Source organism: Pseudomonas sp. NPDC086112, assembly GCF_044746425.1.
GTDB lineage: Bacteria > Pseudomonadota > Gammaproteobacteria > Pseudomonadales > Pseudomonadaceae > Aquipseudomonas.
The window spans coordinates 1-26,944 of sequence record NZ_JBIVCD010000047.1; the positions used below are offsets into that span (position 1 = coordinate 1).

At 59.9% G+C, this 26,944-nt stretch carries 23 protein-coding genes; 12 read left to right on the forward strand and 11 right to left on the reverse strand.

Annotated features, from left to right (window positions below):
- The 7 genes from ACIPLA_RS24620 to ACIPLA_RS24650 all read left to right on the forward strand — a co-directional run.
- Positions 1-401: FAD-dependent oxidoreductase (locus ACIPLA_RS24620; RefSeq protein WP_401176711.1), on the forward strand; the 401-nt coding region annotated here is incomplete at its 5' end.
- Between the two features lie 14 nt (positions 402-415).
- Positions 416-745 (forward strand): sarcosine oxidase subunit delta, encoded by a 330-nt coding sequence (locus ACIPLA_RS24625; protein WP_008008142.1) that lies wholly within the window; start codon positions 416-418, stop codon positions 743-745.
- Positions 742-3,759 carry a sarcosine oxidase subunit alpha gene (locus ACIPLA_RS24630; RefSeq protein WP_401176714.1) on the forward strand — a complete coding sequence of 1,006 codons (3,018 nt, stop codon included), beginning with the start codon at positions 742-744 and terminating at the stop codon, positions 3,757-3,759. Before ACIPLA_RS24625 ends, ACIPLA_RS24630 begins: the two co-directional genes overlap by 4 nt.
- 133 nt (positions 3,760-3,892) lie before the next feature.
- Positions 3,893-4,525: a sarcosine oxidase subunit gamma gene (locus tag ACIPLA_RS24635; protein WP_218395228.1), complete on the forward strand. Its 633-nt coding sequence runs from the start codon at positions 3,893-3,895 to the stop codon at positions 4,523-4,525.
- A 142-nt stretch (positions 4,526-4,667) separates the two neighbouring features.
- Positions 4,668-5,525, forward strand: a complete 858-nt coding sequence (purU, locus tag ACIPLA_RS24640; protein WP_007907570.1) for a formyltetrahydrofolate deformylase — start codon at positions 4,668-4,670, stop codon at positions 5,523-5,525.
- Positions 5,526-5,730: 205 nt separating this feature from the next.
- The gene (gene fdhA, locus ACIPLA_RS24645; protein WP_007907573.1) at positions 5,731-6,930 is read left to right on the forward strand and encodes a formaldehyde dehydrogenase, glutathione-independent; all 1,200 of its coding nucleotides are present in this window, start codon (positions 5,731-5,733) and stop codon (positions 6,928-6,930) included.
- A 241-nt stretch (positions 6,931-7,171) separates the two neighbouring features.
- Positions 7,172-7,810 (forward strand): DUF2780 domain-containing protein, encoded by a 639-nt coding sequence (locus ACIPLA_RS24650; protein ID WP_401176719.1) that lies wholly within the window; start codon positions 7,172-7,174, stop codon positions 7,808-7,810.
- Position 7,811: 1 nt separating this feature from the next.
- Here ACIPLA_RS24650 and ACIPLA_RS24655 read toward each other — a convergent pair whose 3' ends face one another.
- Positions 7,812-8,696 carry an acyltransferase gene (locus ACIPLA_RS24655; protein WP_401176722.1) on the reverse strand — a complete coding sequence of 295 codons (885 nt, stop codon included), beginning with the start codon at positions 8,694-8,696 and terminating at the stop codon, positions 7,812-7,814.
- 311 nt (positions 8,697-9,007) lie between these two features.
- Here ACIPLA_RS24655 and ACIPLA_RS24660 point away from each other — a divergent pair, with 311 nt between their 5' ends.
- The 3 genes from ACIPLA_RS24660 to creC are packed head-to-tail and all read left to right on the forward strand — an operon-like array spanning position 9,008 to position 11,687.
- Entirely contained in the window at positions 9,008-9,514 is a 507-nt protein-coding gene (locus ACIPLA_RS24660; protein WP_007904116.1) for an ATP-dependent zinc protease, read from the forward strand.
- Between the two features lie 59 nt (positions 9,515-9,573).
- On the forward strand, positions 9,574-10,254 hold the full coding sequence (creB, locus tag ACIPLA_RS24665) for a two-component system response regulator CreB (RefSeq protein ID WP_401176725.1): 681 nt from the start codon (positions 9,574-9,576) through the stop codon (positions 10,252-10,254).
- Complete coding sequence (gene creC, locus ACIPLA_RS24670) at positions 10,254-11,687, forward strand: two-component system sensor histidine kinase CreC (protein WP_401176728.1); 1,434 nt, start codon at positions 10,254-10,256, stop codon at positions 11,685-11,687. The genes creB and creC overlap by 1 nt, the downstream gene beginning before the upstream one ends.
- A gap of 1 nt (position 11,688) precedes the next feature.
- Here the strand turns inward: creC and ACIPLA_RS24675 are convergent, their stop codons facing one another.
- Positions 11,689-12,699, reverse strand: a complete 1,011-nt coding sequence (locus ACIPLA_RS24675; RefSeq protein ID WP_401176731.1) for an acyltransferase family protein — start codon at positions 12,697-12,699, stop codon at positions 11,689-11,691.
- 236 nt (positions 12,700-12,935) lie between these two features.
- Between ACIPLA_RS24675 and creD the strand changes: the two genes are divergently transcribed.
- Positions 12,936-14,306, forward strand: coding sequence for a cell envelope integrity protein CreD (gene creD / locus ACIPLA_RS24680; RefSeq protein WP_401176734.1), 1,371 nt, complete (start codon positions 12,936-12,938; stop codon positions 14,304-14,306).
- Between the two features lie 211 nt (positions 14,307-14,517).
- Here the strand turns inward: creD and ACIPLA_RS24685 are convergent, their stop codons facing one another.
- The 8 genes from ACIPLA_RS24685 to ACIPLA_RS24720 form a co-directional block, all read right to left on the reverse strand.
- Positions 14,518-15,147 carry a glutathione S-transferase gene (locus ACIPLA_RS24685; protein ID WP_401176736.1) on the reverse strand — a complete coding sequence of 210 codons (630 nt, stop codon included), beginning with the start codon at positions 15,145-15,147 and terminating at the stop codon, positions 14,518-14,520.
- A 170-nt stretch (positions 15,148-15,317) separates the two neighbouring features.
- Complete coding sequence (locus ACIPLA_RS24690) at positions 15,318-15,497, reverse strand: hypothetical protein (RefSeq protein ID WP_218395221.1); 180 nt, start codon at positions 15,495-15,497, stop codon at positions 15,318-15,320.
- Positions 15,494-16,624, reverse strand: coding sequence for a PepSY-associated TM helix domain-containing protein (locus ACIPLA_RS24695; protein ID WP_401176739.1), 1,131 nt, complete (start codon positions 16,622-16,624; stop codon positions 15,494-15,496). Before ACIPLA_RS24695 ends, ACIPLA_RS24690 begins: the two co-directional genes overlap by 4 nt.
- Before the next feature lie 72 nt (positions 16,625-16,696).
- Complete coding sequence (locus ACIPLA_RS24700; RefSeq protein WP_401176741.1) at positions 16,697-19,126, reverse strand: TonB-dependent siderophore receptor; 2,430 nt, start codon at positions 19,124-19,126, stop codon at positions 16,697-16,699.
- Between the two features lie 257 nt (positions 19,127-19,383).
- Positions 19,384-20,355 (reverse strand): FecR domain-containing protein, encoded by a 972-nt coding sequence (locus tag ACIPLA_RS24705; protein ID WP_401176745.1) that lies wholly within the window; start codon positions 20,353-20,355, stop codon positions 19,384-19,386.
- Positions 20,352-20,870: an RNA polymerase sigma factor gene (locus ACIPLA_RS24710; protein ID WP_218395217.1), complete on the reverse strand. Its 519-nt coding sequence runs from the start codon at positions 20,868-20,870 to the stop codon at positions 20,352-20,354. Before ACIPLA_RS24710 ends, ACIPLA_RS24705 begins: the two co-directional genes overlap by 4 nt.
- Before the next feature lie 248 nt (positions 20,871-21,118).
- A complete protein-coding gene (locus ACIPLA_RS24715; RefSeq protein WP_401176748.1) occupies positions 21,119-21,826 on the reverse strand; it encodes a PolC-type DNA polymerase III in 708 nt (235 codons plus the stop codon).
- Positions 21,823-23,763, reverse strand: coding sequence for a putative nucleotidyltransferase substrate binding domain-containing protein (locus tag ACIPLA_RS24720; RefSeq protein WP_123497319.1), 1,941 nt, complete (start codon positions 23,761-23,763; stop codon positions 21,823-21,825). Before ACIPLA_RS24720 ends, ACIPLA_RS24715 begins: the two co-directional genes overlap by 4 nt.
- A 264-nt stretch (positions 23,764-24,027) precedes the next feature.
- Here ACIPLA_RS24720 and ACIPLA_RS24725 point away from each other — a divergent pair, with 264 nt between their 5' ends.
- Positions 24,028-24,474 carry a response regulator gene (locus ACIPLA_RS24725; protein ID WP_007904163.1) on the forward strand — a complete coding sequence of 149 codons (447 nt, stop codon included), beginning with the start codon at positions 24,028-24,030 and terminating at the stop codon, positions 24,472-24,474.
- A gap of 234 nt (positions 24,475-24,708) precedes the next feature.
- On the opposite strand, the gene ACIPLA_RS24730 is transcribed toward ACIPLA_RS24725, so the two are convergent.
- Complete coding sequence (locus tag ACIPLA_RS24730; protein WP_401176752.1) at positions 24,709-26,886, reverse strand: malate synthase G; 2,178 nt, start codon at positions 26,884-26,886, stop codon at positions 24,709-24,711.
- Positions 26,887-26,944 lie beyond the last annotated feature (58 nt).

The following is a 26,944-nucleotide window of genomic DNA, read 5'->3' on the forward strand; positions in this document are numbered from 1 at the left end:
CCCGCCCCCCCCCCCCGCGCGCCCCGGCGCTCGGCCCCGCCCCCGCCCGCGACCCCGGCAACGGCCAGCGTGGTTCGTACCCGGTGATCGAGCACACCATCCAGGCCATTGTCGAGATGTTCCCGGTGTTGTCCCGTGTACGCATGAACCGTCAGTGGGGCGGCATCGTCGACACCACGCCGGATGCGTGCCCGATCATCTCGAAAACCCCGGTACCGAACATGTTCTTCAACTGCGGTTGGGGCACCGGTGGCTTCAAGGCAACACCTGGCTCGGGCAACGTGTTTGCCGCGAGTCTGGCCAAGGGTGAAATGCACCCATTGGCTGCACCTTTCTCCATCGACCGTTTCCATAGCGGTGCGTTGATCGACGAACACGGCGCTGCAGCAGTCGCCCACTAACAGGAGAAATCCCTATGTTGCATATCTTCTGTCCTCACTGTGGCGAACTGCGCTCCGAAGAGGAATTCCATGCATCCGGCCAGGCGCACATCCCGCGTCCACTGGATCCGAACAGCTGCACCGACGAGGAGTGGGGCGACTACATGTTCTTCCGCGATAACCCTCGCGGTCTGCACCACGAGCTGTGGGATCACGTCGCCGGTTGCCGTCAGTACTTCAACGTCACCCGTGACACCGTGACCTACGAGATTCTCGAAACCTACAAGATCGGCGCCAAGCCGCAGTTCACCGACAAGACCGACAGCCCGAAAGCGGCCGCCACGGCTCTGGGAGAGAAGGTATGAGCCAGATCAATCGCCTGTCCAACGGCGGACGCATCGACCGCAACAAAGTGCTGAGCTTCACCTTCAACGGCCAGGTCTACAAAGGTTTTGAAGGCGACTCCCTGGCTGCAGCCTTGCTGGCCAACGGTGTCGACATCATCGGCCGTAGCTTCAAGTACTCGCGCCCACGCGGCATCTTCGCCGCCGGTGCCGAAGAGCCGAACGCTGTGCTGCAGATCGGTGCGACCGAAGCCACGCAGATCCCCAACGTGCGCGCCACGCAACAAGCGCTGTATCAAGGCCTGGTCGCCACCAGCACCAACGGCTGGCCAAGCGTGAACAACGACATGATGGGGATTCTCGGCAAGGTCGGCGGCAAGCTGATGCCGCCGGGCTTCTACTACAAAACCTTCATGTACCCGCAATCGTTCTGGATGACCTACGAGAAGTACATTCGTAAGGCTGCCGGCCTCGGCCGCTCGCCGACCGAGAACGATCCGGACACCTACGACTACATGAACCAGCACTGCGACGTGCTGATCGTCGGCGCTGGCCCTGCGGGTCTGGCGGCTGCGCTGGCGGCTGCCCGTAGCGGTGCGCGTGTGATTCTGGCCGATGAGCAGGAAGAGTTCGGCGGCAGCCTGCTCGATTCCCGTGAAAGCCTCGACGGCAAGCCTGCCACCGAGTGGGTCGCCAGCGTCATCGCCGAGCTGAAAAACACCCCGGACGTGCTGCTGTTGCCGCGCGCCACTGTCAACGGTTACCACGACCATAACTTCCTGACCATTCACGAGCGCCTCACCGATCACCTCGGTGACCGCGCCCCGATTGGCCAAGTGCGTCAGCGCATCCACCGGGTTCGCGCCAAGCGTGTAGTGCTGGCGACCGGTACTCACGAGCGTCCACTGGTTTACGGCAACAACGACGTGCCGGGCAACATGCTCGCCGGCGCTGTGTCGACCTATGTGCGTCGTTATGGCGTGGCACCGGGCAAAAAACTGGTGCTGTCGACCAACAACGACCACGCCTACCGCGTGGCGCTGGATTGGCTCGACGCCAGCCTGCAAGTGGTGGCGATCGCCGATGCCCGCAGCAACCCTCGTGGTGCGCTGGTGGAAGAAGCGCGCGCCAAAGGCATTCGCATCCTGACCGGCAGCGCCGTGATCGAGGCCCGTGGCAGCAAGCACGTCACTGCCGCTCGCGTTGCCGCGATCGATGTAAAAGCACACACCGTGACCAGCCCGGGCGAGTGGCTTGAGTGCGACCTGGTCGCCAGTTCCGGCGGTTACAGCCCGGTGGTTCACTTGGCGTCGCACTTGGGTGGCAAACCGATCTGGCGTGAAGACATCCTCGGTTTCGTGCCGGGCGAAGCACCGCAGAAACGCGTGTGCGTCGGTGGCATCAACGGCGTCTACGGCCTCGGCGATTCGCTGGCCGATGGTTTTGAAGGCGGTGCTCGCGCTGCGAGCGAAGCCGGTTTCGGCAAGGTCGAAGGCGTACTGCCCAAAGCCCTGAGCCGTCTGGAAGAGCCAACTTTGGCGCTGTTCCAGGTGCCTCACGAAAAAGCCACTGCCCGTGCGCCGAAGCAATTCGTCGACCTGCAGAACGACGTCACCGCTGCCGCCATCGAACTGGCGACCCGCGAAGGCTTCGAGTCGGTCGAGCACGTCAAGCGCTACACCGCACTGGGCTTCGGCACCGATCAGGGCAAGCTCGGCAACGTCAACGGTCTGGCCATTGCCGCCCGTTCGCTGAACGTGACCATCCCGCAGATGGGCACCACCATGTTCCGCCCGAACTACACGCCGGTGACTTTCGGCGCCGTGGCCGGTCGTCACTGTGGGCACATCTTCGAGCCGGTTCGTTTCACCGCGCTGCATCACTGGCATGTGAAAAACGGTGCCGAGTTCGAAGACGTCGGTCAGTGGAAGCGTCCATGGTACTTCCCGAAAAACGGTGAAGACCTGCACGCCGCGGTAAAACGCGAATGCAAAGCCGTGCGCGACAGCGTCGGCCTGCTGGACGCTTCGACCCTGGGCAAGATCGACATCCAGGGCCCGGATTCGCGCGAGTTCCTCAACCGCATCTACACCAACGCCTGGACCAAGCTCGACGTGGGCAAGGCCCGTTACGGCCTGATGTGTAAAGAAGACGGCATGGTGTTCGACGACGGCGTGACCGCATGCCTGGCCGACAACCATTTCGTGATGACCACCACCACCGGCGGCGCTGCACGCGTGCTGCAATGGCTGGAAATCTACCACCAGACCGAATGGCCAGAGCTGAAGGTGTACTTCACTTCCGTGACGGATCACTGGGCGACCATGACCCTGTCGGGGCCGAACAGCCGCAAGCTGCTCAGCGAAGTCACCGACATCGACTTGAGCAATGAAGCCTTCCCGTTCATGACCTGGAAAGAGGGTCTGGTCGGTGGTGTGCCAGCGCGGGTGTTCCGGATTTCGTTTACCGGTGAGCTGTCGTACGAAGTCAACGTGCAGGCCGACTACGCCATGGGCGTGCTGGAAAAAATCGTCGAGGCCGGCAAGCAGTACAACCTGACCCCGTACGGCACCGAAACCATGCACGTTCTGCGGGCAGAGAAGGGCTTCATCATCGTCGGTCAGGACACCGACAGCTCGATGACCCCGGACGACCTGAACATGGGCTGGTGTGTCGGTCGCACCAAACCATTCTCGTGGATCGGCTGGCGTGGCATGAACCGCGAAGACTGCGTGCGTGATCAACGCAAACAGCTGGTCGGTCTGAAGCCGATCGATCCGACCAAATGGCTGCCGGAAGGGGCGCAACTGGTGTTCAACACCAAGCAAACCATCCCGATGACCATGGTCGGTCACGTGACTTCCAGTTACCTGCACAACTCCCTGGGCTATTCGTTTGCCATGGGTGTGGTCAAGGGCGGCTTGAAGCGCATGGGTGAGCGGGTGTTCGCACCGCTGGCCGACGGCAGCGTGATCGAGGCGGAAATCGTTTCTTCGGTGTTCTTCGATCCGAAAGGCGATCGCCAGAACGTGTAACACCACAGCTCCCGTAGGAGCGAGGCTTGCCCGCGAAGAACGATAACGCGGTCCCTCAGATAAACCGCGTCGCTGCCTTCGCGGGCAAGCCTCGCTCCTACGGTGTGTCGTACGAATTCAAGACAGGTGCTTTATGACCGCAGCCAATGTTTACCAACAACGCCCAACCACCGGGGCCAAGGCCGAGTCGTCGCTGCATCACGCCGACCTCGCCAGCCTGGTGGGCAAGGGCCGCAAGAACGCCGGCGTGATCGTGCGTGAGAAAAAACTCCTCGGTCATCTGACCATCCGTGGCGATGGCCACGATGCCGCGTTCGCCGCTGGCGTGCACAAGGCCCTCGGCCTGGAACTGCCGGCCGCGCTGACCGTGGTGATCAAAGGCGAAACCAGCCTGCAATGGATGGGGCCGGATGAATGGCTGCTGATCGTCCCGACCGGTGAAGAATTCGCCGCCGAGCAGAAACTGCGTGAAGCGCTGGGCGACCTGCACATCCAGATCGTCAACGTCAGCGGCGGCCAGCAGATCCTCGAACTCAGCGGCCCGAACGTGCGTCAGGTGCTGATGAAATCCACCAGCTATGACGTGCACCCCAACAACTTCCCGGTGGGCAAGGCTGTCGGCACGGTGTTCGCCAAGTCGCAATTGATGATCCGCCACACCGCCGAAGACACCTGGGAACTGCTGATTCGTCGCAGCTTCTCGGATTACTGGTGGTTGTGGTTGCAGGATGCGGCGGCTGAGTACGGGCTTAGCGTCCAGGCTTGAGATTGCCTTCGCGGGCAAGCCTCGCTCCTACAATTGACCGTGTCGCCCCGTTATTTCATGGCCGACATCAACCCTGTAGGAGCGAGGCTTGCCCGCGATCAACCGCGAAGCGGTTGCCCATAACAACAGGAGTCACCGCACTATGAGCCGCGCCCCAGACACATGGATTCTGACCGCCGATTGCCCCAGCGTCCTCGGCACCGTGGATGCGGTGACCCGCTTTCTGTTCGAGCAGGGCTGCTACGTCACCGAGCACCATTCCTTTGATGACCGGCTCTCGGGTCGTTTTTTTATTCGCGTGGAATTTCGTCAGCCTGATGGCTTCGATGAGCAAGCTTTCCGCGCAGGTTTGGCAGAGCGTGGTGACGCCTTCGGGATGGTTTTCGAGCTGACCCCGCCGCACCACCGGCCAAAAGTGGTGATCATGGTGTCCAAGGCTGATCACTGCCTCAACGACTTGCTCTACCGTCAGCGCATCGGCCAGTTGTCGATGGACGTGGTCGCCGTGGTTTCCAACCACCCGGACCTCAAGCCATTGGCCGACTGGCATCAGATTCCGTACTACCACTTTCCGCTGGACCCGAACGACAAGCCCTCCCAGGAGCGTCAGGTCTGGCAGGTGGTCGAAGAGTCCGGCGCCGAACTGGTGATTCTTGCGCGCTACATGCAGGTTCTGTCCCCAGAGTTGTGCCGCAAACTCGACGGCAAGGCGATCAACATTCATCACTCCCTGCTGCCGGGTTTCAAGGGTGCCAAGCCCTATCACCAGGCTTACAACAAGGGCGTGAAACTGGTCGGCGCCACAGCGCATTACATCAACAACGACCTGGACGAAGGCCCGATCATCGCCCAGGGCGTGGAGGCTGTGGATCACAGTCATTACCCCGAAGATTTGATCGCCAAGGGGCGGGATATCGAAGGGCTGACCCTGGCGCGGGCCGTTGGTTATCACATTGAACGACGGGTGTTTTTGAACGCCAATCGCACCGTCGTTCTTTAGATCGCCTTCGCGAGCAAGCCCGCTCCCACAGGTTTTGTGTTGTTCACAGACCTTATGCCTACCCGATCCAATGTGGGAGCGGGCTTGCTCGCGAAGAGGCCCTTACAGACAACGCAAAAAGACACAGGCAATAACCCGAGCAATCAACGCGCCGCCGCTCCATGGCGACGCGACCGCTACATAAAAACAACAGCGAGGTGAAAGCATGTCTGGTAATCGTGGTGTGGTGTATCTCGGCGCTGGCAAGGTCGAAGTACAGAAAATCGACTATCCCAAAATGCAGGACCCGCGCGGCAGGAAGATCGAGCACGGCGTCATCCTGCGCGTAGTGTCCACCAACATCTGTGGTTCCGATCAGCACATGGTGCGCGGGCGTACCACCGCTCAGACCGGTCTGGTGCTGGGCCACGAGATCACGGGTGAAGTGATCGAGAAGGGCAGCGGTGTCGAGAACCTGCAGATCGGCGACTTGGTGTCGGTTCCTTTCAACGTTGCCTGTGGCCGTTGCCGTTCGTGCAAAGAGCAACATACTGGCGTCTGCCTGAGCGTTAACCCGGCGCGTCCGGGCGGTGCCTATGGTTACGTCGACATGGGTGACTGGACCGGTGGCCAAGCGGAATACGCGTTTGTGCCGTATGCCGACTTCAACCTGCTGAAACTTCCAGATCGCGACCGGGCCATGGAAAAAATCCGTGACCTGACCTGTCTCTCCGACATCCTGCCCACTGGTTACCACGGCGCAGTGACTGCCGGCGTTGGCCCTGGCAGCACCGTGTACATCGCCGGCGCCGGCCCGGTTGGCCTGGCAGCTGCCGCTTCCGCTCGTCTGCTGGGTGCTGCGGTGGTGATCATCGGTGACGTCAACCCGATCCGCCTGGCCCATGCCAAGGCTCAGGGTTTCGAAATCGCCGACCTGTCGACAGACACCCCACTGCACGAACAAATCGCTGCACTGTTGGGCGAACCGGAAGTGGACTGCGCCGTCGATGCCGTAGGTTTCGAAGCTCGCGGTCACGGCCATGCCGGCGTGAAGCACGAGGCTCCGGCCACCGTGCTCAACTCGCTGATGGGCGTGGTTCGCGTGGCGGGCAAAATCGGTATCCCCGGCCTCTACGTCACTGAAGACCCGGGTGCGGTGGATGCCGCCGCGAAAATGGGCAGCCTGAGCATTCGCTTCGGTCTGGGCTGGGCCAAATCCCACAGCTTCCACACCGGCCAGACCCCGGTGATGAAGTACAACCGCCAACTGATGCAAGCCATTATGTGGGACCGCATCAAGATTGCCGACATCGTGGGTGTCGAAGTCATCAGCCTCGACGACGCCCCGCGTGGTTATGGCGAGTTCGATGCGGGCGTGCCGAAGAAGTTTGTGATCGATCCGCACAAGATGTTCAGCGCGGCGTAAGGCTGGGAGCAAGACGGGAAGAAGGGCGACAGTGATGTCGCCCTTTTTTATGGAGCACCGCAGCCTGCGCTTTCAGGTTCTGCCGGGTTGTTCACAGGCCAGTTTGGCGGGAGCAGGCGTGCCATTCATCGTATGGATTCGGGGTTCCACGACTGGGGGGGAACATGCCAGCAGATGCCCGGTCAAATCGGCAGTTTTGCTGCCCTGCCGGGTGGTTCTCATGGCACAAGAGGATGTCTGGATGAACGTTTCACGCGGTTTTGCGCTGGCATCGCTCATGGCTGTTGCTTCGTTGACGACGCTGGCCGCCAGCCCGGCCTTTGCACAGTTCAGCCTCAGCGATGCGGCCAATGCGGTTACGGCGATGCAGGGTAACGAGGACGATGAGAGCGGCGAGAGCGACGAGAGCGAAGACGCCGTGGCAGCGCTCCCCAAGGCTGCCGGTTTGCTCACTACCCTGGGGTCTCAGCTCAACGTCACGGCAGAACAGGCCGTGGGTGGTGCCGGTGCGATGCTGGGGCTGGCCAGGAACCAACTCAGCGGCCAGGACTTCACCGAGCTGAGCAAAAATGTGCCGGGCCTCGATCAGATCGCCGGCAACAGCGCTCTCAGTGGCTTGAGCGGATTGGGTGGGCTGCTCGGCGGTGGTGTCGACAAGAACCCTTTGCTCAATGGTTTGCTGGGTAACGTCAAGGACACCAAGGACCTGAACAACGCGTTCAGTGCCCTGGGCATGGACACCGGCATGATCGGCCTGTTTGCCCCGGTGATTCTGCAATACCTCGGTCAGCAAGGCGTCGCCGGTTCGCTGCTGCAAAATCTTGGCGGAATCTGGGGCACCGGCACCGGCACCGGCATCGGCACCGGCATAGGTAGCTGAGTCAGCCCTCGGCGCGCAGGGCCTTGATACGCTGGTCCTTCTCGATCCAGAGCTGGTTCACCCAGTTCTGGACGTGTTCGCGTAACACCGGATCGTTTTCGTAATCGCCTTGCCACAGCGCCGGGTCCAGTTCACGTGTCTGGATATCGATGATGATCCTGGGCACGTTGCCGCTGATCAAATCCCAGAACCCAGGGATCTTCTGCTGTGGATACACCACCGTCACATCAAGAATGGCATCCAGCTGTTCACCCATCGCCGCCAGCACAAAAGCCACGCCGCCAGCCTTGGGCTTGAGCAGGTGGGTGAACGGTGACTGCTGCTGGGCGCTTTTCGCCGAGGTGTAGCGGGTGCCTTCCAGATAATTGACCACCGTCACTGGCTGACGCTTGTACAGCTCGCAGGCCTCTTTGGTGATCTCCAGGTCCTTGCCGGCCAGCTCCGGGTTCTTTGCCAGAAACGCCTTGGTGTAGCGCTTCATGAACGGATAGTCCAACGCCCACCAGGCCAGGCCCAGAAACGGCACCCAGATCAGTTCTTTCTTGAGGAAGAATTTGAAGAACGGCGTGCGCCGGTTAAGCGCCTGAATCAGTGCCGGGATATCGACCCAGGACTGATGGTTACCGATCACCAGATACGAGGTGTCGCGGCGCAAATCTTCGCCACCGCGGATGTCCCATCGGGTGGGGATGCACAGACGAAAGATCAGCTTGTCGATCTCGGCCCAGGTTTCGGCAATCCACATCACCGCCGCCGAGGCGTAATCGCGAAAGCGCCCGGGCAAGAGCAGTTTCAGCAGGGCGAACACCATCAAAGGCCCGAACAGCACCAGGGTGTTAAGCAACAGCAGCAGGGTAACGAAACAGCCGGTGAGCAGGCGGCGCATAAGTCACTCTTGAAAGCGTTTGGGCGCGCCATGATAAGCAGCTTCAGGCGACAGGCCAAATCGGTGGTGACGAATGTTTCACGTTTGCGGCGGTATGCTTGAGCGAATTTGAATGGGTCAGGTTGTTGTATTGATTGATCTGGCCTCTTCGCGGGCAAGCCTCGCTCCTACAGAGTTCCTGTCATATGCAATTTCGCGAACGACACATTTCTGTAGGAGCGAGGCTTGCCCGCGAAGCGATTTCAAGAACGAACGAATTCAAAGGCCGGGGTTCTAAAATCCCGCGGCCCACTCTTCAAGGAACCCCCTACGTGAAATCTCTCCTTGCACTGCTTTCCCTCGTGGCCCTGCCGGTCCTGGCCGCTGAACCGACCCTGTACGGGCGTTACGAATACATCGCGCTGCCGGAAATCGGTGGTGAAGTCCTCAAGGCCAAAATGGACACCGGCGCCCTGACCGCATCCCTGTCGGCCAAAGACATCGAAACCTTCACCCGTGATGGCGACGAATGGGTGCGTTTCCGCCTCGCCACCAAAGGCGCGAGCAACAAGGTCTACGAACACAAGGTCGCGCGGATCAGCAAGATCAAGACTCGCTCCGAAGAAGACGACGATGACAAAGAAGCGATCGAACCCACCAAACGGCCAGTGGTTGATCTGGAACTGTGCCTGGGCAATGTCAAGCGCACCGTCGAAGTCAACCTCACCGACCGCAGCAGCTTCAATTACCCGCTGTTGATCGGCGCCAAAGCACTGCGTGAATTCGGTGCGGCGGTGAACCCGGCACGGCGTTTCACGGCAGACAAACCCGACTGCTGATTGACGGCGAATCAGCCTTGGGGCACCGTTCGCCCACTTAACTAGTGGGCTCGGACGCCATGCCTCATATCCTGATTGTCGAAGACGAAGCGGCGATTGCCGACACCCTGATTTTCGCCTTGCAGGGCGAGGGCTTTACCACCACGTGGTTGAACCTTGGCGCGGCGGCACTCGAGCATCAGCGCGCCACGCCGGCCGACCTGATCATCCTCGATATCGGCCTGCCGGACATCAGCGGCTTCGAGACGTGCAAGCAATTGCGGCGTTTCAGCGAAGTGCCGGTGATGTTCCTCAGCGCCCGTGATGCAGAGATCGACCGCGTGGTGGGTCTGGAGATCGGCGCCGACGACTACGTGGTCAAACCGTTCAGCCCCCGGGAAGTGGCGGCGCGGGTCAGGGCGATTCTCAAGCGCATGGCGCCACGACCGGTGGCGGAGATGGCGCCAGTGCTGTTTCGTATCGACAACGAACGGGTGCAGATCAGCTATCGCAATCAAGCTTTGAGCCTGACCCGCCACGAATTCCGTCTGCTGCAATGCCTGCTGGAACAACCTGAGCGAGTCTTCAGCCGCGAGCAATTGCTCGATGCGTTGGGTGTGGCCGCCGACGCGGGCTACGAGCGCAGTATCGACAGCCACATCAAGAGCGTGCGCGCCAAATTGCGCCAGGTGAAGGCCGACGCCGAGCCGATCCAGACTCATCGCGGCCTCGGTTACAGCTACAGCCCGGGGCACAGCTGATGCCACTGGGGATCCGGATTTTTCTGGTTTATGTGCTGTTCATCGGCCTGACCGGTTATTTCGTGCTCAACACGGTGATGGAAGAAATCCGCCCCGGCGTGCGCCAATCCACCGAAGAAACCCTGGTGGACACCGCCAACCTGATGGCCGAAATCCTGCGCGACGACTTCAAGGCCGGCACCCTCAGCCAGAACCGCTGGCCCGAGTTGCTTAAGGCTTACGGTGAACGGCAACCGAAGGCGAAAATCTGGGGCATGCCGAAGAATCAAGTCAACCACCGTATTTACGTGACCGATGCCAAGGGCATCGTGGTGCTCGATTCCAGTGGCATCGCGGTGGGCCAGGACTACTCGCGCTGGAACGACGTCTACCTGACCCTGCGCGGCGAGTACGGCGCACGTTCGACGCGCAGCAACCCGGATGATTCGAATTCGTCGGTGATGCATGTCGGGGCGCCGATTCGCGACAACGGCCAGATCATCGGCGTGGTGACGGTGGCCAAGCCCAATAGCTCGCTGCAGCCTTACGTTGATCGCACCGAGCGGCGATTGCTGGCTTATGGCGCGGCGCTGATTGGCCTCGGTTTGCTGTTCGGTGCGCTGTTGTCGTGGTGGCTGAGCGCGGCGCTGCGGCGGTTGACGGCGTATGCCCAGGCCGTCAGCGATGGCCGGCGGGTCGAGGTGCCGCATTATCGTGGCGGCGAGCTGGAACAACTGGCCACGGCGGTGGAGCAGATGCGCACCCAGCTTGAGGGCAAAGCCTACGTCGAGCGTTATGTACACACCCTGACCCATGAATTGAAAAGCCCGCTGGCGGCGATCCGTGGTGCGGCGGAGTTGCTGCAAGGCCAGATGCCGCTGGCTCAGCAGCAGCGTTTCGTCAGCAACATCGACAGCGAAAGTGCGCGCATGCAGCAGTTGATCGAACGACTGTTGAACCTGGCGCAGGTGGAACAGCGCCAAGGGCTGGAAGAGCGGGTGGCCGTGCCGTTGGCGGGTTTGGTCGATGAGCTATTGAGCGCGCAGGCTGCGCGAATCGAAGGCAAGCAGTTGCGTGTGGAACTGCAAATTGCTGCGGATCTGAACCTGCTCGGCGAGCCGTTTCTGTTGCGCCAGGCGCTGGGTAATCTGCTGGAGAATGCTCTGGATTTCACCCCGGATCGTGGCTTGCTGCGATTCAGTGCCGCAAAGATCGGTGAGCAAATCGAATTCAAGTTTTTTAACCAGGCCGAGGCGATTCCTGACTATGCATTGCCGCGCTTGAGCGAGCGCTTCTACTCACTGCCGCGTCCGGACAGTGGGCGCAAAAGCACGGGGTTGGGGCTTAACTTCGTTGAAGAAGTGGTCAAACTGCACAACGGCCAACTGTGGGTAGGCAACGTTGCTGGCGGTGTAGAGGCCAAGTTGCATTTACCTGAGGCGACTCGTCATTGACTCAAGGAGTTACCAAGCCAGGCACTGTTTTTCGGGCCTTTTTTCTATGCACGAACTTGAGTGCCGGCTGCTCGATGAACAACCATGAAAGTGTCGCCAGACCGATGACAATAAAAGTCGTGACAACAATAGACGGTACAAAGGCCAGTGGGGTTTTATTGATGACCAGTTGTTGTACGGGAAAGGCATACAGGTAGATGCCATAGGAGATATCAAACCGGCCCCTGATGGTTTTATCTACGTACAACAGGCCCAGGCTGATGGTTGCCAGACTGACCCCTAGAGTGGCGGTGACCCACACCGACGAAGTCCCCAAGGAAACTACTATCAGTAGGATGGAGGCGGCCAATACGATTGCTTTTGTGCGAGGGCTGTTGAAGTGATGTCGATGAAAGGCGATCAATGATCCCGAGAAAAACGCTATGCCCGCGGCGCAGTAGGCCAGAAATTTCTGCGCCAGTGCGCCCGTGATGTAGTTACTCAGGACAAGGGTTGCGAGGCCAAACAGCAGTAACAAAGCCAGAGGCATCAGGGCGCTGCGATACAAGGTCAATACCACCGCCAGCAGAATGTAAAAAACGAACTCGATCTTTAACGTCCACAGGCTTCCGTTAAAGGATTCGCTGAAGATGAAGTCGCTGGTTACTTCATCAATGGAGGCACGTCCAAAGGCTGAAATGCGCAGAAAGTCGACCAAAGCCTCTTTTCCCAAGACATAGTCGCTGGCAAAGAACGCTCCGGCCACGTAGGTCATCAAAAATGAGCAAGCGATAAGCGCCGGAAAGATTCGAGCGACACGCTTTGCCAAGTAGTCTTGAAAGCTAGCGGCGTTCAAATAACTGAGGGTGATCAACAGCCCGGAAATAGCGAAGAAGCAAATGACCGCTGTACCGCCCAACGAGTTGTAACCAGTTATCCCCGGCTCGCTCATGCCCGACAGCACAAAGTGATGGCTGACCAGGACCATGAGGGCAGCGAGGTGTCTGATCAGGTCAAATGAGTTGTTTCGCAAAGAGGCGCTCCTTGTCTGGCCTCCTCTGGATCAAACAAAGGGGCGAAAATCTGAACTGTAGCTGGCAGTAAAATGTATCCGGAATGGGTGCAGATACCCGCAGGGGGCCTGAAGGTAGCGCAGTGTGCCAAGACCCAAAAGGCTTTTACAGGTATTTACACACAATCCCCACAGATCCTCCACGAACCTCCCACACAACTGACCCAGACTTTCCCCATCCAAACAGGGAGAGTCCCATGAACCGTAGCCTGACCCTAAAACTGGGGGCGATTGCCCTTTTGATTCTGTTGCTGCTGATCCCGCTACTGATGATCAACGGCGTGATCCAGGAGCGGCAACAACTGCGCGACGGTGTGCTCGAAGACATCGCCCGCAGTTCCAGTTACAGCCAGCAATTGAGCGGCCCGCTGATGGTGGTGCCCTATCGCAAAACGGTGCGCACCTGGAAAACCAACGAAAAAACCAACCAGCGTTACCAGGACGTTGGCGAGGAACGCGGCCGATTGTATTTCCTGCCGGAGCGCTTCGAACTGGACGGCCAGGTCCAGACCGAACTGCGCGCCCGGGGTATCTACGAAGCACGACTGTTTCATGCCGACAACCGTATCAGCGGGCATTTCTCGGTCCCGGCACAATTGGGCATCAAAGAGGACTTCGCCGATTACCGCTTCGATCAACCGTTCCTGGCCGTCGGCATCAGCGACATTCGCGGCATCGAGAATGCATTGAAACTCGAACTCAATGGCCAAAGCCTGGACTTTGTACCGGGTAGCCAGGTGGGCTGGTTGGGCGAGGGTGTGCATGTGACGCTACCAGCGCTGGATACCCGGCAGGCCACGGAACTGGCCTTCGGTTTCGACTTGCGCCTGCAAGGCACCGGCCAGTTGCAGGTTCTCCCGGTGGGCAAGACCAGCAAGGTTTCACTGGCCGCCAACTGGCCTCATCCCAGCTTCATCGGCAACTACCTGCCGGCCCAGCGTGAAATCACCGATCAGGGTTTCACCGCCCATTGGCAAACCTCGTTTTTCTCCACCAACCTGCAAGAGGCCTTGAGCAGCTGTGTGTCTGGCGGCCAGTGCGAGGCGTTCAGTGGTCGCAGCTTCGGCGTGAGTTTCATCGACCCGGTGGACCAGTACTTGAAAAGCGACCGGGCAATCAAATACGCGTTACTGTTCATCGTCCTGACCTTCGCCGGTTTCTTCCTCTTCGAAGTGCTGAAAAGCCTGGCGGTCCACCCGGTGCAATACGCGCTGGTGGGCGTGGCGCTGGCGTTCTTCTACCTGTTGCTGCTGTCGCTGTCCGAACACATCGGCTTTGCCCTGGCGTATCTGCTGTCGGCGAGTGGTTGTGTGGTGTTGATCGGGTTCTATGTCTGCCATGTGCTGCGCAGTGTGCGTCACGGCTTGAGTTTTTCGGCGGGATTGGCGGCGTTGTATGGCTTGCTCTATGGCTTGCTGAGTGCCGAGGATTACGCGTTGTTGATGGGCTCGTTGCTGTTGTTCGGGCTGCTGGGCGTGTTCATGGTGCTGACCCGCAAGCTGGACTGGTACGGGATCGGGCAGAAACCGGCCAAGCCGCTGGCGTTTGATATTGGAGCCGTGGAATGAGCCGGTCGTTGGGGTTGCGTGAGGATCAGCGGGTGGGCGAGGTGTTGGCGACGCGGATTGCCGGGTTGTTTCCGTTAGATCCGGTGTGGTGCATTCGCGAGCAAGCCCGCTCCCACATTGGCTCTGTGTTGTTACAAATATGGAATGAACAACACAAATCCCCTGTGGGAGCGGGCTTGCTCGCGAAGAGGCCGGTACAGCCAGCGAATATCTAAACCTTCGGCATCGTCGCAATCATCGAAGGCCGCTGACTCACCTCAAAATACCACTCTGCCAGCTTCGGATTCTCTTTGCGCCATTCCAGATCCGGATGGCGCAGATCCAGGTAACCCAAGGCACAGGCCACACTGATCGCCGCGACATCGAAATGGCTGGTCAGCTCGGCAATCGCGTCGGCTTCCAGCAGGGCCAGAGCGCGACGAATCTTGTCGCGCTGACCCTCAAGCCATTCGTCCCAGTGCTTTTCCGGGACGCGCAGGGCCACTTCATAGCGAATCATCACCGCGGCATCCATGATCCCGTCTGCCAGAGAAGCCAGGGTCAGACGCCGCCAGCGTGCCGAGCCTTCACGAGGAATCAGCGGATTGCCGACGTGCTGATGATCGAGATAGTCGAGGATCACCCGGCTGTCGTACAACACATTGCCGTCGGCCAGGCGCAGGGCCGGAATCTTGCCTAGCGGGTTGTCTTCGTTGAGGGCCAGATCCGGGCTGACTGGCGTGAGCTGGCTGGCTTGCAGCGCCACGCGGTTCGTTTGCCCGGTTTCATGCAGCAGCACCATGACTTTGCGGACGAAGGGCGACGCGGGGTTGTGGAACAAGGTCATGCTGGGAACGGACATGGTGACGATCTCGATCGTGGGCAGTGTCGGCAGCATAGCGCGTTGACCCGATAGCTCAAGATGGCTTTAACCCTTGTAGGAGCGAGGCTTGCCCGCGAAAGCGGAGTGCCAGTCGGCATCAGTGTTGAATGACACTCCGCTTTCGCGGGCAAGCCTCGCTCCTACAGTTTTTAGCGGTGTTGCAGAAATCCGCGCAAGGCGAGGACGGTGGGGATGCCCAGCCCGAGCCAGCTCAATGCATCCCACACGCCATCGCCCAACAACGCGGCAAACAGCCCCGCGGCGCTGAGCAGGGCAATGACGGTGGGCGTGGCGAAGACCTTCCAGAAGTTCGACTGTCTCGGTCTCATGTCGGGCACTGCGCATTCTCGAGCACAGTTTTCGTGACCTTGCGCCGCACCACCCACAAATAAACCCCACTGCCGAGCACAATGATGGTCAGCACATCGAGGGTCGCCCAGAGGATTTTCATCGGCATGCCGCCGTAATCACCGAAGTGCAGCGGCTGCGACATGCCCATGGCGTCCATGTACCAAGGCCGTTCAGCCACGGCGGTGACTTGCAGGGTGCTGGCGTCGATCAACACCGGTGTCAGCAGGTGCGAGGTCAGGTGAGTGCTGCCTTTCATGAACACGGCGTAATGGTGTTCGCTGGAAAATCGCGTGCCGGGGAAGGCGATGAAGTCGGGCTGCATGTCCGGCGCGACATCTTTGGCGATGTCGAGTAAGCGAGTCGCAGGCGCCAATTGAGTCAGCGGTGGCGCATCGCGATAGGGTGCAACCATCGCGCTCAGGCTGTCGTTGCGCCACGCGGCAATCAGTAAGTCGGCACAGGCGCTGATCACGCCAGTCACGCCGACCACCAACGCCCAGGTCAGCGTCACCACGCCGATCAGGTTATGCAGATCGAGCCAACGCAGGCGGGTGGATTTGTCGTGGCGCACGGTGGCGAACTTCAAACGCCGCATGAACGGCAGGTACAGCACCGTCCCGGAGACAATCGCCAGCACAAACAGAATCCCCATGAACGCCAGCAGCAACTTGCCCGGCAGGCCGGCGAACATGTCCACGTGCAGGCGCAGCATGACCATCATCAGCCCGCCATTGGCCGAGGGCATTTCCAATGCTTCGCCGGTGCGAGCGTCGAGCATGAAGGTGTGGGACGCGTTCGGCTCGGTGCCGGCGGTGGGCGCCATGATGGCGATCACGCCGTTGGGGTCTTCTTCGTCGTAGCCGAAATATTGCATGACCTCGCCGGGACGATGCTTTTCAGCCGCTTGCACCAACTGCTGCAAATTCAGCTGCGGGGTATCGGCCGGCATGGATTTCAACTCGGCGGCATCGCCCAGCAGATGGTCGATCTCGTGGTGGAAGATCAACGGCAGGCCGGTGAGGGCCAACATCAACAGGAATACCGTGCAAATCAGGCTGGTCCAGGTGTGAACGAATGACCAGCGGCGGATGGTTTTGCTTTTCATTTCATGGCCTTCAGAAAGACCAAAGCCGTCCTCGAAGGACGGCCTGGTCGTGGCGCGTGTCAGTTCAGGCGATTACCACTTGTACGTCGCACTGGCGACGACACTGCGTTGGTCGCCGTAGTAGCAGTAGAAGCTGTCGCAAGTGGAGATGTAGTCCTTGTCGAACAGGTTGGTGGCATTCAATGCCAGTGATGCACCTTTCAGACTGTTATCCAGACGGCCCAAGTCGTAATGGACCGCTGCGTCGAACACCGTGTAGGCATCAGCCTTGCCCAGCCAGGTGTTGCCCTGGTCGCCATAAGTATTGCCGGTATAACGTGCGCCGGCACCAATGCCGAAACCATCCAGCACACCGTTGTGCCAGGTGTAATCGGCCCACAGCGAGGCTTGCTGGTTAGGCATCAGTTGCAGGCGATTGCCCTTGAAGTCACCCTTTTGTACTTCGGACTTGGCCAGGGTGTAGGCGGCGATGACTTTCAGGTTGTCGGTGACGTCGGAAACGGCTTCCAGCTCCAGGCCTTTGACCTTCACTTCGCCGGTCTGGCTGGTAATCGAGACATTGTCCGCGTTGGTCGTGGTGACGGAGACGTTTTTCTGGGTCAGGTTATAGACCGCGGCCGTCAGCAGGGTGTTGCTGCCCGGCGGTTGGTACTTGATACCCAGTTCCCACTGTTTGCCTTCAGTCGGCTTGAACGACTCGGTCGGCGATGCCGTGGCTTTGCTGGTCGGCTGGAATGACTCGGCGTAGGACAGGTAGGGCACGAAGCCCGAGTCGAACACATAGCTGATCGCTGCGTTGCCGCTGAATTTCTTGTCCCGTTCGGTGTTGGTGGCATCACCCTTGTTGAAGAATTTGGTGCCCGTGTGGACCCAGTCCTCACGACCACCGAGGGTCAGACGCCATTGGTCGAGGGCCATTTGGTCCTGGACATACAAACCGGTCTGGTAGGTCTTCTGGTCATAGTCATAGAACGCCGTCGAGCGTGACGGGCGAACGATTGGCTGGCCATAGATCGGGTTGTTGACGTTGGTGGTCAGACCGTCGCCGAAGATCGAGAGGTAGTTGGTATTGGTGCGCTGGTGATCGAGGCCGATCAACAGGGTGTGACGAATGTCGCCGGTCGCGAAGTCGCCCTGGAAGTTGTTGTCCACGGCGAACTGGCTGATGTCCTCGTCGACACTGGTGCTCGAACGGCCAACATTGCCCTCGGCATCCACTTGGGTGAACGGGTAGGCGCCGGGGGTGAGGGCCTGGAAGGACAGGTCCGACTTGGTGTAACGCAGGTTCTGCTTGAACTGCCAGACATCATTCAAGCGATGTTCAAAGGCGTAACCCAGTGCGTAATAGGTGCGGTCGTAGAATTCCCAGTCCGGGTCGCCGAGGTTTTTGTGATGGGAAATCTTGCCGAGTGGCGAATGGATCTTGGTGCCTTGCACAGGCAGAAACTGGCTGGTGATGCCGGTATCGTCTCGGGTGAATTGCGTCAGCAGGGTGAATTTGGTGTCTTCGTCGATGTTCCAGGTCAGGCTCGGCGCGATGTTGTAGCGCTTGTTGTCGACGTGGTCGATCTGCGTGCCGCTGTCGCGTACCACACCGCTCAAACCATAAAGGAACTGGCCTTCGTCATCGATCTTGCCGGTGCTGGCGAAGTTAATCTGGCGATGATTGTCGCTGCCGTATTGCACCTGGATTTCATTGCTCGACTCGGCGTTGGGACGGCGGCTGACCATGTCCAGCAAACCGCCTGGCGGGGTCTGGCCGTAAACCGAAGAGGCCGGCCCGCGCAACAGGGCAAGGCGATCAAGGTTCCAGGTTTCCTGTTTCGGATTGGCGTACACGCCTTTTGGCAGTGGCAGGCCATCGAGGAATTGCGTCGGTTCGAAACCGCGCACGAGCAACCAGTCGGCGCGGGTGTCACTGCCGAAGCTGCTGGCGACGATGCCAGGCATGTAGCGCACAGCGTCATCGAGGTTTTGCACACCGCGATCTTCCATTTGCTGGCGGGTAGCGACGGATATCGAACGCGGCGCTTCGACGAGCGCGGTGTCGGTCTTGGTGCCAGCGGCGGTGCGCGTGGCCACGTAACCTTCGACCGGGCTCCAGGCAGTTTCCGCATTTTCCAGGCCAATGACGGCGGTTTCCGGCAAGGCCATCACGCCCTCGGGCACGGCCACCAGGCTGTAGGTGCCGGCGCTGCTCTGTTCCAGTTGCAGACCGGTGCCGCGCAGGGCTTCACGCAGGGCACCGGTGGCGTCGAACTGGCCCTTCACAGGCGCCGAGGTCTTGCCCGCCGCCAGCGACGGATTCAACGACAGCGCCAGACCGGCCTGGCTGGCGATCTGGTTCAGGGTGCTGGCCAAAGGCGCAGCGGGCAGGTTGTAGGCGCGAACACTGGACGCCTGTTCGGCGGCCATCAGTGGACCACTGGCCAAAGGGGCGCAAAGGGCAATGGCGACCGCCAGCAAATGGGGGCGCAACACGGTGTCTAGCGAACGGGACATACAGCGGCTCCTGAATGGAAATATTTCTCAATTGCCTAGGTGCCGGACGAGAATTCAAAAGTGATAGGGCGAGATGAAAATAATTTCGATTCAGCCATTTCTAATGTGGGGAGGGGGACTTGCCCTAATGCCAGCCAGTTATGCGCAATGCATGTGGGAGCGGGCTTGCTCGCGAAGAGGGCGTGTCAGTCGACATTAATGTTGCCTGGGACACCGCTTTCGCGAGCAAGCCCGCTCCCACAGGATCTGCGCTGAATTCAGGGCTTGGCGTCAGCCTTCGCCACCGTCACCCACCACGGCGTGTGCTGTTCGATCTGCACCGGCAGGGTTGGTAAAAGCGCACTCAACGCCTTGTCGGTATCGTTCAGCGGGAAGCTGCCGGTGATGCGCAGGTCGGCGACCTCTGGCGTGACGCCAAGATGCCCGCGACGATAGCGAGCGAGTTCCTGGACCAGATCCTCCAGCCGCGCGTTGTCCACCACCAGTATGCCGCGGGTCCAGGCATCGGCGCCGAGGTTGAGGGCGATGATCGGGTCCAGGCCATTGCTGCGCATCAGCACTTGCTGGCCTTCGCGTAGGATCTGTTCCTCGGAACTCGATTCGGGATGGGCCGCCACCGCTGATTGCAACACGCTCAGGCGTGTGCCTTCTTCTTCTCGCTTGACCAGGAACCGTGTCCCCAGTGCTCGCATGCTGCCTTCGCGAGTTTCGACAATAAACGGCCGGGCATCGCCATGGCCGGTTTCGACGAGGATTTCCCCTTCCTGAAGGACGATCAGCCGCTGCTTCTCATCGAAGCGCACATCCACTGCGCTGTGGGTGTTGAGGTTGATCTGAGTGCCGTCGCTCAGGCGCAGGGTGCGCTGCTCGCCAGTGGCGGTGCGCTGGTCGGCCAGCCAATAGTCGATGGGCAGATAACGATCACCGGCGAACAGCACCAGGCCGATCACCGCGACGACGCTGGCCAGACCGCTGCCGAGCTTGCGCACCCGTCGCCGGATGCTTTCGCGCGATTGCAGCAGGGCAGTGCGGGCCGGGCCGCTGGCGACGCTGAAACGCTGGTCCAGCATGCCTAACTGACGCCAGGCCCGAGCATGTTCTTCGTGGGCGGCGTGCCATTTGGCAAACGCTTCGCGCTCGACCGCGTTGCCGGAATCCAGCGACAGTTGCCAGGCAATCGCGGCATCCAGCACCTGCGCCGAGACGGGTTTGGAGCTGACTGGGCTCATACCGGCTCACCGTACAACGCGATGTAGCACTGGCGAATGCCCTGGGCCAGGTACTGACGAACCCGCGGCACCGACACCCCCAGACGCTCGGCGATTTCTGCGTGGCTGAGACCATCGAGACGGTTATAGAGAAACGCCGCCCGGGCCTTGCTCGAGAGCTTGCCCAGCAGGTGATCGATGGCTTTGAGGTCTTCGAGGATCAGTTGCTGCTCTTCTATCGACGGTTGTTCGCCTTCGGGGATCAGCATCAATTCGGTGAGGTAGGCCTGTTCCAGTGCGGCACGGCGGAAATAGTCGAACAGCAGGCCTTTGGCGATCGCCACCAGAAATGCCCGAGGTTCGCGAGGCGCCTTCAGTTCGTCACGGCCCAGCAAGCGCACGAAAGTGTCCTGGCTCAGGTCTTCGGCCCGTTGCGGGCAGGCCACGTTGCGCCGTAGCCAGGCTAATAGCCAGCCGCGATGGTCGCGATACAACGCACCAACGAGCTCACTCTGGGGGCTTTGGACTGACGACACGCAACATCACCGAAGGGGAAGTGTTAAGTAACGAGAATTGTTCGCGATTGTGGCAGAGGCGGGGGAGGTAAGCAATTGGTGCTGGTCGGGTGGTTTTGGCGGGGGGTATTCAGGTTGACCGTGTCATCGTTCTTCGCGGGCAAGCCTCGCTCCTACGGGTTTTGTGTCGTTCATGAAATTGGTGAACGACACAAAACCCGTAGGAGCGAGGCTTGCCCGCGAAGGCGCCAGAACAGGCGCCATAAAACCTAAAAAGACGGAGCCTGTCGCCGCCGCTTCCACTGACTCAGTCGCTGCTGCAAATTCAACGGGCTATGAATCTGCTGCTGTCGCGCCCGGCTGAATAAAATCAGCACCAGCTCCGCCGTCGCCAAGGCATCGGCACTGGCGTTATGCCGCTCGAAAACCTCCAGCTTGAACCAGTCGATCCACTCGTCCAGCCCGGCCTCGCGAATGTGTGCCTGTGGACAAAGCAGCGGCGCGATGTCGGCCACGTCCAGAAACGGATGCTGCAACTTGTAGCCCAGATGTTCTTTCAGCGCGCGCCCCAGCATGTGCTGGTCGAACGGCGCATGAAACGCCAGCACCGGACTGTCGCCGATGAACTCCATGAATTCGAGCAAGGCTTGCGCGGGGTCACTGCCGGCGGCAATGGCGCTCGGGCCCAGACCGTGAATCAACACGCTGGGGCCGAGTTTGAGTTCGGTGCATTGCAGCGTGCGTTCGAACTGCTGGCTGAAATCGATCGCCCCGTCCTCGATCACCACCGCACCGATGGACAACAGCCGATCTTTATTCAGGTTCAGCCCGGTGGTTTCCAGGTCGAGTACTACCCAGCGTTGTTCGCGCAGGCTGCAATCGCCCAGCTCGGCCACGGCAGGCAAGCGCTCCAGACGTTGTTGCAGTTCGCCGGGCAAAATGGGGCTGACCGGGCGCAGCCATGAAAACAGGCTCATAACTGATACCGCAGGGTCAGGCTGCTTTGCAGGCGTTGGGCCTGGCGCAGGGATTCACGCAGGATGCGTCGGTCCAGATGATTGAGGCTGTCGGGATCGACGCGGTTGGAGTAGGGAAAATTCTCCCGGGTCTGCAGCTGATGTTGCTGCATGCGGGTTTGCTGGATGAAGTGATACGCCTCTTCATATGCCGCGCCGTCCAGCCGTTCGATGACCTCTTTGTCTACCAGTTGGCGAAAGCGCTCCAGGGTATTGTTGGCGTCGATGCCGTGGGCCAGGGCCAGCACTCGCGCACCGTCGACGAAGGGAGTCAGGCCCTGGAGCTTCAGGTCGAGGGTGGCTTTCTCGCCATTCTTGCGCGCCAGCACGAATTCGCGGAAACGGCCCACGGGCGGGCGGTTGCGCAGGGCGTTTTCGGCCATCATCCGCTGGAACAAGCGGTTGTCGCCGACCTGATCGAGAATGCCTTGGCGCAGTTGCTCGCAGCCTCGCTCGTCGCCCCAGACCACGCGCAGGTCGAAATAGATGCTCGAACCCAGCAGGTTTTCCGGCGTCGCCTCGCGGATAAACGCCGCAAAACGTCGCGCCCATTCGGCCCGGGACAAACACAGCTCGGGGTTGCCGGCCATGATGTTGCCTTTGCACAGAGTGAAGCCGCACAGCGCCAGGTTCTGATTGATCTGCTGGGCGATGGGCAGCAACTTGCCGCGAATCTCGGCGGCGTGGGCCGCGTCGCGGGCCTCGAACAGAATGCCGTTGTCCTGATCGGTGTGCAGCGTCTGCTCGCGGCGGCCTTCGCTGCCGAAACATAACCAACTGAACGGCACGCCGGGGTCACCTTTCTCGGCGAGCACCAGTTCGATTACCCGGCACACGGTGTGGTCGTTGAGCAGGGTGATGATGTGGGTGATCTGGGTCGAGGACGCGCCATGGGCCAGCATCCGCTCCACCAATTGGCCGATCTCGCCGCGCATCGCCACCAGGTTTTCCAGCTTCTGGGCACTGCGAATAGTCCGCGCCAGATGCACCAGATCGACCCGCTGCAGGGAAAACAGGTCGCGTTCCGAGACCACGCCGCACAGGCGCTGATCCTTGACCAGGCAGACGTGGGCGATGTGCCGTTCGGTCATGGCAATCGCGGCATCGAAAGCGCTGTGGTCCGGCGTCAGGTAAAACGGCGCCCGGGTCATGTGTCCTTCGATGGCTTCATTGAAGTCGCTGGTGCCGTTGGCCACCACATGTCGCAAGTCGCGCAGGGTGAAAATGCCCAGCGGCGCCTTTTGCTCATCAACCACCACAATGCTGCCGACTTGTTGATTGTGCATCAGCGTTACGGCTTCACGCAGCGCAGTGCTAGGACTGCAAGTCACCGGGTGACGCATGGCCAGTTCACCCAGTCGGGTATTGAGCGAGTACTGGGTGCCGAGGGTTTCCACGGCTTTCTGCTGGACTTGCTGGTTGACCTGATCCAGCAAACTGCTGACTCCGCGTAGGGCAAAGTCGCGAAACGGGCTGGAAAGTGCGAACAGTTTGATGAACGCCAGCTTATTCAGCTGTAGGCAAAAGGTATCTTCGGCCGCCAGATGTTCGGTGCGAGTCGCCCGTTCCCCCAGTAGCGCGGCGAGGGGAAAACACTCGCCGGTGGTGATTTCGAAGGTAGTTTCCGTCCCGCCCTTGGCCGTGTGCGGGCGTTCGCCCACGACCCGGCCCTGTTTGACGATGTAGAAATGCTCAACCGGGCCATCGGCAGGTTTGATGATGCTTTCGCCGGGGGCATAAAAACGCAGCTGACATTGCTCGACCAGATAGGCCAAGTGGGCGTTTTCCATCTGATTGAACGGCGGGAAGCGCTGTAGGAATTGCAAAGTGCCCTGGATGTTCTGCAACACCGCGGTTTTCCCTGCCTGGGTGAAGGCGTCCGCTTTACTCATAACCATTACCGCAGTCTTTTTCTGATTGTTGTGTCGGATCGTTGTGTCAGATCGTTACAGGCATGGTCGGCCCCTACGGGCAGGGTGCCCATTGGACGTAAGTCTAGGTACGCAGTGCCACGGTCGGAATATGGGAAATGTCTGACACAACTGTGGGAAAAACCTCCTACATTGTCTATTGGAAAAGTTTCCGACGAAGTGCACATTGAAGTCTGCTGAGCGATGTCTGACCACTGTGTCAGGGATCGAATCGAAAACGTTGAGAAAGCCATGTCCGACCACGATATTTTGAGTGATGCCGAGCGCGAAGCGCTCAGTGCCGTCATGCTGGAACCAGACTTGCCGCCGCAGCGGGTGTTGATCGTCGATGACGATAAGGACTCCAGGGAATTGCTGTCGGAAATTCTGGGGCTGGACGGCATTCACTGCATGATGGCGGCCAGTGGCGAAACGGCGCTCAAATTGCTGGAGACGAAGTCATCAATCGGGTTGGTGATTACCGACCTGCGGATGGGACATGTCGACGGCCTGGAACTGATCCGTCAGGTGCGGGAATCGGCGCGTGCGGCGTTGCCGATCATCATCGTCTCTGGCGACGCCGACGTGAAGGATGCGATCGAAGCCATGCACTTGCACGTAGTGGACTTTCTGCTCAAGCCCATCGATAGCGGCAAACTGCTTGAATTGGTCAAGCATGAGCTGGGGATGGATGTGTAGCGGCTTTTTTTGTGGGCGAGGGGGCTTGCCTGTGGCGAGGGAGCTTGCTCCCGCTGGGTTGCGAAGCAGCCCCAAAACCAGCAATCCCAATGTACCTGGTACACCGCATACACAGGATTTACGACTGCTGCGCAGTCGAGCGGGAGCAAGCTCCCTCGCCACAGGGGACCGCGGCGTAAAAAAAAGCCCTGATCTTTCGATCAGGGCTTTTTCATGTCCAGCGTCAGCGTTTACTCAAAGGCCATTGGCAGCCTTGAATTCGCGACGACGACGGTGCAGGACCGGCTCGGTGTAGCCGTTTGGCTGCTTGGTGCCTTCCACCACCAATTCGACCGCCGCCTGGAAGGCGATATTGCTGTCGAAGTTCGGTGCCAGCGGACGGTACAGCGGGTCGTTGGCGTTCTGACGGTCAACCACCGGCGCCATGCGCTTGAGGCTTTCCATCACCTGATCTTCAGTGACGATGCCGTGGCGCAGCCAGTTGGCGATGTGCTGGCTGGAAATACGCAGCGTCGCACGGTCTTCCATCAGGCCGACGTCATTGATGTCCGGCACTTTCGAGCAACCCACACCCTGGTCGATCCAACGCACCACGTAACCGAGAATGCCCTGGGCGTTGTTGTCCAGTTCGTTCTTGATCTGCTCCGCGGTCCAGTCTGGGTTGACGGCCAAAGGGATGGTCAGGATGTCGTCCACGGAAGCGCGAGCACGTTTGGCCAGTTCAGCCTGACGGGCGAACACGTCGACCTTGTGGTAATGCAGCGCGTGCAGCGCGGCGGCGGTCGGCGATGGAACCCAGGCGGTGTTGGCACCGGCCATCGGGTGAGCGATTTTTTGTTCGAGCATTGCTGCCATCAGGTCCGGCATGGCCCACATGCCTTTACCGATCTGGGCGCGACCTTGCAGGCCGGTGCTCAGGCCAATATCGACGTTCCAGTTCTCGTAGGCGCTGATCCACTTCTCGGCCTTCATGTCGGCCTTGCGCACCATCGGGCCGGCTTCCATGGAGGTGTGGATTTCATCGCCCGTACGGTCGAGGAAGCCAGTGTTGATGAACACCACGCGTTCGCTGGCAGCCTTGATGCAGGCCTTGAGGTTAACCGTGGTGCGGCGCTCCTCATCCATGATCCCGACTTTGAGGGTGTTGCGCGGCAAGCCCAGCACGTCTTCGATGCGACCGAACAGCTCGTTGGTGAACGCCGCTTCTTCCGGGCCGTGCATCTTCGGTTTCACGATATAGACCGAGCCGGTGCGGCTGTTCTTGCGCGAGCTGTTGCCGTTGAGGCTATGAATCGCCGCGAGGCAAGTCACCAGACCGTCGAGAATACCTTCCGGTACTTCATTGCCATCTTTATCGAGGATCGCGTCGATGGTCATCAGGTGACCAACGTTGCGCACGAACAACAGCGAGCGACCGTGCAGGCTCAGTTCTTTGCCATCGACACCGGTGTAGGTGCGATCGGCGTTCATGGTACGGGTAAAGGTCTGTCCACCCTTGGCGACTTCTTCCGACAGATCGCCCTTCATCAAGCCGAGCCAGTTGCGGTAGATCACCACTTTGTCATCGGCATCGACCGCGGCGACCGAGTCTTCGCAGTCCATGATGGTGGTCAGCGCGGCTTCCATCAGGATGTCTTTGACGCCGGCCGCATCGGTCTGGCCGACGGGGGTGCTGGCGTCGATCTGGATTTCGAAGTGCAGGCCGTTGTTTTTCAACAGGATCGCAGTTGGAGCCGCTGTATCGCCGTGGAAACCGATCAGTTGCGCATCGTCGCGCAGGCCGGTGTTGCTGCCGCCTTTGAGGGCGACCACCAGTTTGCCGTCAATGATCTTGTAGCCTGTGGAATCGACGTGGGAGCCGGCAGCCAGTGGCGCGGCTTCGTCGAGGAAGGCGCGGGCGAAGGCGATGACCTTGTCGCCGCGAACCTTGTTGTAGCCTTTGCCTTTTTCCGCGCCGTCCGCTTCGCTGATGGCGTCGGTGCCATAGAGCGCGTCATACAGCGAACCCCAGCGGGCATTCGAGGCGTTGAGCGCGAAGCGCGCGTTCATCACCGGCACCACCAGCTGTGGACCGGCCATGCGGGCGATTTCGTCATCGACGTTTTGCGTCGTTGCCTGGAAATCAGCCGCTTCTGGCAGCAGATAACCGATGTCTTGCAGGAAGGCTTTGTAGGCCACCGCATCGTGCGCAACACCTGCACGAGCCTGGTGCCAGGCATCGATACGTGCCTGGAAATCATCGCGTTTGGCGAGTAGGGCTTTGTTCTTCGGCGCCAGGTCATTGATGACCTTGTCGGCACCGGCCCAGAACGTGTCGGCGGTGAGGCCGGTACCGGGAATGGCTTCGTTGTTCACGAAGTCGAACAGGACTTTGGCGACCTGCAGGCCACCGACTTGAACGTGTTCAGTCATTGCTTGCCTCACTCTGCTCAGCTATTTCGCTTTTCAGCTCTTCAATTTTAACAATGAA

Excerpts from the sequence above, each read along its gene's own strand:
- creD (WP_401176734.1), top strand. The coding sequence starts at position 12,936 with ATGAACCGTAGCCTGACCCTAAAACTGGGGGCGATTGCCCTTTTGATT.
- ACIPLA_RS24705 (WP_401176745.1), bottom strand. The coding sequence starts at position 20,355 with ATGAGCCCAGTCAGCTCCAAACCCGTCTCGGCGCAGGTGCTGGATGCC.
- purU (WP_007907570.1), top strand. The coding sequence starts at position 4,668 with ATGAGCCGCGCCCCAGACACATGGATTCTGACCGCCGATTGCCCCAGC.
- creC (WP_401176728.1), top strand. The coding sequence starts at position 10,254 with ATGCCACTGGGGATCCGGATTTTTCTGGTTTATGTGCTGTTCATCGGC.
- ACIPLA_RS24625 (WP_008008142.1), top strand. The coding sequence starts at position 416 with ATGTTGCATATCTTCTGTCCTCACTGTGGCGAACTGCGCTCCGAAGAG.
- ACIPLA_RS24700 (WP_401176741.1), bottom strand. The coding sequence starts at position 19,126 with ATGTCCCGTTCGCTAGACACCGTGTTGCGCCCCCATTTGCTGGCGGTC.
- ACIPLA_RS24635 (WP_218395228.1), top strand. The coding sequence starts at position 3,893 with ATGACCGCAGCCAATGTTTACCAACAACGCCCAACCACCGGGGCCAAG.
- ACIPLA_RS24650 (WP_401176719.1), top strand. The coding sequence starts at position 7,172 with ATGAACGTTTCACGCGGTTTTGCGCTGGCATCGCTCATGGCTGTTGCT.
- creB (WP_401176725.1), top strand. The coding sequence starts at position 9,574 with ATGCCTCATATCCTGATTGTCGAAGACGAAGCGGCGATTGCCGACACC.
- fdhA (WP_007907573.1), top strand. The coding sequence starts at position 5,731 with ATGTCTGGTAATCGTGGTGTGGTGTATCTCGGCGCTGGCAAGGTCGAA.
- ACIPLA_RS24690 (WP_218395221.1), bottom strand. The coding sequence starts at position 15,497 with ATGAGACCGAGACAGTCGAACTTCTGGAAGGTCTTCGCCACGCCCACC.
- ACIPLA_RS24655 (WP_401176722.1), bottom strand. The coding sequence starts at position 8,696 with ATGCGCCGCCTGCTCACCGGCTGTTTCGTTACCCTGCTGCTGTTGCTT.
- ACIPLA_RS24725 (WP_007904163.1), top strand. The coding sequence starts at position 24,028 with ATGTCCGACCACGATATTTTGAGTGATGCCGAGCGCGAAGCGCTCAGT.
- ACIPLA_RS24685 (WP_401176736.1), bottom strand. The coding sequence starts at position 15,147 with ATGTCCGTTCCCAGCATGACCTTGTTCCACAACCCCGCGTCGCCCTTC.
- ACIPLA_RS24730 (WP_401176752.1), bottom strand. The coding sequence starts at position 26,886 with ATGACTGAACACGTTCAAGTCGGTGGCCTGCAGGTCGCCAAAGTCCTG.
- ACIPLA_RS24715 (WP_401176748.1), bottom strand. The coding sequence starts at position 21,826 with ATGAGCCTGTTTTCATGGCTGCGCCCGGTCAGCCCCATTTTGCCCGGC.
- ACIPLA_RS24720 (WP_123497319.1), bottom strand. The coding sequence starts at position 23,763 with ATGGTTATGAGTAAAGCGGACGCCTTCACCCAGGCAGGGAAAACCGCG.
- ACIPLA_RS24695 (WP_401176739.1), bottom strand. The coding sequence starts at position 16,624 with ATGAAAAGCAAAACCATCCGCCGCTGGTCATTCGTTCACACCTGGACC.
- ACIPLA_RS24630 (WP_401176714.1), top strand. The coding sequence starts at position 742 with ATGAGCCAGATCAATCGCCTGTCCAACGGCGGACGCATCGACCGCAAC.